General features: G+C 59.6%; 1 protein-coding gene. It reads right to left on the bottom strand.

Annotated elements, in window-relative coordinates; genetic code table 11:
• Positions 1 to 1,058, bottom strand: a 1,058-nt coding sequence (gene vgrG, locus ACG0Z5_RS23750) for a type VI secretion system tip protein VgrG (RefSeq protein WP_394451621.1), incomplete at both ends; no start/stop codon positions are given.

Genomic DNA, 1,058 nt, shown 5'->3' with positions numbered 1-1,058 from the left:
TCACCGCGCTTCTGCTTCTCAGCATCCACTAAATGTCCGAGATTCAGCTGGCTCTTGCCGCCGTACTCAGTGGAGACTTTGATATGCTCCTGGTCGCGGCTGTCATCGAGGCGGATTTTGTTGTTCGCAGGCGTCCGCAGGACGTTACGTTTGTAGTTTCGGATAGTGACATGGTCACCGTGCGCCGAGTCGTGAAGTACACCGGAGATGTACGGTCTGTCCGGGTTGCCGTCCTCAAAGCCAATCGCCACTTCGGTTCCCGCCAGCAGCGGCAGGTGCAGACCGTAGGTATCGCCGGCATAAGGGCGCGACTGACGCACCCACAGGCTCTCGAACCCGGTATCCCAGTTATCACGGTCAAACAGCATATTGACGCGATAGCGACCGTCTTTATCGATGTGGCCGTAGGTGTCGTTTTCCGTGGTGCTGGTGACGCGGGCCGGTAACGTGCCGGCCATCACCGGACGGGTGCCGGGCTGCGGGCGGAAACTAAAATCAGTGCTGTCCGGGATGCCGTCGAAGTTGACGCCAAAGTCTTCATCACGGCGCGCATGGCTGTGCATCGCCGTGATGACCACGCCCTGAGCAAACACCTCTGCCACTTCGTACCCGCCGGTGACTTTCAGTACCTGACCCGGCGAGAGGGTCGGGCAGCTGGTGATGGCATGGGTCTGCGTCTGGCCATTCAGGTAGCGCTCATGACGAATGCGGGCATAAAACGCCCCGGACTCCGGGGCCGGATTCCGGTCGTGGTGACTTCCCGGTGTCAGGTAGTTATCCGCATAGTGATAGGCATCCCCGTAGGTGGTGGCGTCCCCGCGGGTCGCATCAACCTGGGTGTTCATGTCTTCCGTGGCCTGACGGTAGTTGTAATCCCGGGTGCTGACCTGCTTCTGCACCACGTTATGATGGCTCTCCATGCCCCAGACCGAGTCTACCCCTTCCGAATGTTGTCCTGATGGCGGCACCGAGGGCAGCGTCAGGCCTTTTTCATACCCCTGCTGACCGTCGTAAAACTCCACGACATCGATGTTCAGGCGCGTATCCGTGGTAAAGCG

Origin of the sequence: Scandinavium sp. M-37, assembly GCF_043558715.1 — a bacterium.
Lineage (GTDB): Bacteria > Pseudomonadota > Gammaproteobacteria > Enterobacterales > Enterobacteriaceae > Scandinavium > Scandinavium vulneris_A.
The sequence above is the reverse complement of the archived record's forward strand: the minus strand, read 5'-3'. Positions and strand labels throughout refer to the sequence as shown.